General features: G+C 63.2%; 2 protein-coding genes. One reads left to right on the plus strand and one right to left on the minus strand.

The window, feature by feature from the left end; genetic code table 11:
• Positions 1–390: 390 nt before the first annotated feature.
• Complete coding sequence (locus QMK34_RS47255; protein ID WP_326421588.1) at positions 391–747, minus strand: hypothetical protein; 357 nt, start codon at positions 745–747, stop codon at positions 391–393.
• Positions 748–1041: 294 nt separating this feature from the next.
• On the opposite strand from QMK34_RS47255, the gene QMK34_RS47260 reads away from it, so the two are divergent.
• Positions 1042–1416 (plus strand): transposase family protein, encoded by a 375-nt coding sequence (locus QMK34_RS47260; protein WP_326421589.1) that lies wholly within the window; start codon positions 1042–1044, stop codon positions 1414–1416.
• The last annotated feature ends 819 nt before the right edge of the window (positions 1417–2235 follow it).

The following is a 2235-nucleotide window of genomic DNA, read 5'->3' on the forward strand; positions in this document are numbered from 1 at the left end:
ACGTCATCGACCAGGGCCTCCGTGCGTCTGCCTGGCGACGCGGACACCAGGCAGACGCACGAAGAAGCCACTTCAGACGACGCCTCCGCCTCCAGATGCTAGAGATCTAGCCCTGTAGTACTAGTCCGCAAAGCGTTCATAGCCGAGCACCGCGGCGACGCCGCTACCGCGATCAGACTGGCCAGCCAAGCAGCAGGCCATCCCGCGGCCACGCCACTGATCCGTGCCCACGCCGCGCGGCGCGAAGCCCAGGGGCACGCGTCCATCGGCGACTACGGGGCCTGCCACGAAGCACTGCAGCGCTCGCGAGGCCATGCCCACCAGGACAACAGACACGGAGCCCGCTGGGGCCCACGCATCGAGAACGGAAACCCGCGCCTCATCGAAGCGTCATGCATGCTCAGCCTCCGACGTTTCGAGCAGGCCGCCGACTTCTTCGCCATCGAACTCGAGCGCCAGCCCGCACTCCCACACGACAGCAACTCCCGCACCCGCTTCACGATCCGGCAGGCTACCGCCATGGTCGGCATCGATCATCTCGATCAGGCGTGTCATGTCATCGAGGCACTCCTGCCCACGATCCGGAATCTGGACTCCGCCACTATCCGGGCAGAGCTGGGCCGTTTCGTGGACCAGGCGCGGACCCGTCAGGCCGCGCCTGGCCAGCGGAACCTCGTCGAAACCGCGGCAACCGTCGCGCACCGCCAGCGTCCGGCGTGGGCGGCGCGGCGTTGACGCAATCAGCATTCCGGCTGTCCCCCAAGAGCGCCTGCCTGGACCGTTATTCAAAACGCGGCAACGCCTTCTTGACGTAGTCTTGAGAATTTCTAAATCGAAGTGCACCGTCCGGCTTATCGCAAAGGGCAACGGCCCTTCCCGTGGTTGAATCTTGGTTACCACACTAAAAGATGAACCATGGGAAAGACCGTTGCGCTATCATCGTACTACAGGGCTCGCCTTGCCGCAGATGCAGGAGCTTGTTCGACGTGTTTCCTTGGCGTTGACCAAGCCGTGGCGAAAGAAGACCGGACGCCCGAGATCATGCGGACTGTACGCGGCAGTGGAGACTGCATGTATGTCCGGCACAACTGTACCGAGGAGTTTCTCGGCGACTTGCGTGGTGTCTCGCAGGCCACGGTGTCGCGGATCGTGCGGGATCCGGTGCCGGTCCTCCGGTCGGTGTTGGCGGAGTTCGTGCCGGATCCGAAGCAGGCGATCCGGATGGTCAAGGACAGGGTGTGCCTGGTCGACGGCACGATCACGCCCTGCTGGTCCTATGCCGAGCATCGGGAGCTGTGGAGCCGCAAGCACGGCACCACCGGGTTCTGTGTACAACTCGTCGGCCTGCTCGACGGTACCCCGGTGTGGGTTTCCGACCCGTTGCCCGGGAGCACTCACGACAAAAAGGCGTTTTGATAGCACGGCGACCACGGACATCATCAAAAAGGCGGCGGCGGGCATCTGCAACAAAGGCTACCAAGGAGCCGAACTCCTCACGCCAACCAAGAAACCCCAATGGCGCAAACTCAACGAAGGCGAAAAGAAAGCCAACGCCGCACTGTCCGCGCTCCGCACACCGATCGAGCGAGTGGTCGCGCACCTCAAACTGGCGCATACTCCACGCTGACTACCGCCGCCCCTACGCCATCTATCCTCGTTGGTGACACATCTACTCCGGCTCCGGGATCGAGTCTGCCGCCGAGGGGCCCGCACTGTCTGGCTCGATCGCAATGGGGTGGACATTCATCTGGTTTGCACCTCGCTTTCGGTGGCGATGTCCGCCGTACCGGTCTTCCGGGTGACTGTGCTGACTTGCACAGGGTGAATCCAACCGACCAGCGATGCCAACTGAAGTTGCGGCGGGCGCAACTTGTGGGGTTCTACTGCCGTTCGGATCGGTCGGCGGTGCGGGGGGCCGCGATGTTTTCGTTGTTCACGAACCGCTCGTGTAACTGGTCAGGTTATTGAGTAGCGGGCAGCCAGGGTCGATCTTCGGCCAGTTGGATGTGGGCATGAAGCAAGGCGATCCCGTGCTTGGCGGCGGTGGCGAGGTAGGATCGGATGGCAGTGAATTGCCGGGCGCCGGTGAGGGTTCTGGCGCACCCGGAGTAGCTATTCAGCTGGGGTGAGTGCTGGTGGTAGCCAGGCGCCGGTGGTGAAGAGTTGGTGGAGCGCGTCGAGCTTGTCCAGTCCCCACTTGTGTGCGGTGTCCAGATAGGACTGGACGACCGCGAA

This window comes from Amycolatopsis sp. H20-H5 (assembly GCF_035828755.1).
GTDB lineage: Bacteria > Actinomycetota > Actinomycetes > Mycobacteriales > Pseudonocardiaceae > Amycolatopsis.

Coding starts and splice junctions, on each gene's coding strand:
- QMK34_RS47255 (WP_326421588.1), bottom strand. CDS start 747: ATGCTGATTGCGTCAACGCCGCGCCGCCCACGCCGGACGCTGGCGGTG.
- QMK34_RS47260 (WP_326421589.1), top strand. CDS start 1,042: ATGCGGACTGTACGCGGCAGTGGAGACTGCATGTATGTCCGGCACAAC.